Annotated in this window: 1 protein-coding gene; it reads right to left on the bottom strand. The window is 62.3% G+C overall.

Annotated elements, in window-relative coordinates; all coding sequences use genetic code 11:
• On the bottom strand, nt 1–210 hold a 210-nt coding region (locus RVY79_RS19170), incomplete at its 3' end, for a hypothetical protein (protein ID WP_317466146.1).
• Between the last annotated feature and the right edge of the window lie 71 nt (nt 211–281).

Here is a 281-nt window from a genome sequence, read left to right as displayed (position 1 = left end):
CAGCAGCGGCAGCGCCGAGGCGATGATCCGCATGTAGTGCTCGCGATCGTGCACGAAGGTGGCCACCAGGCCGTCGATCGTCTCGTGGCCGAGGCCCTTCTTTGCGAAGTTGTCGACGTAGAGCTGAACCATCCCCTGCAGAGGATCCACCCCGCCCTTCTGGGCGATGCGCTGCAGAAAGCCTCTGGCCTCGTCTTCCCAGTCGAGCATGCCCGCTTCCGGAAAGAATCGGCGCAGGCATCGATCGAGCAGACCATTGATGCCGGACTGTGCGTAATTCA

The sequence above is a fragment of the Chromohalobacter sp. HP20-39 genome, assembly GCF_033052815.1.
Lineage (GTDB): Bacteria > Pseudomonadota > Gammaproteobacteria > Pseudomonadales > Halomonadaceae > Chromohalobacter.
This window is presented reverse-complemented; position numbering and strand designations above follow the sequence as displayed.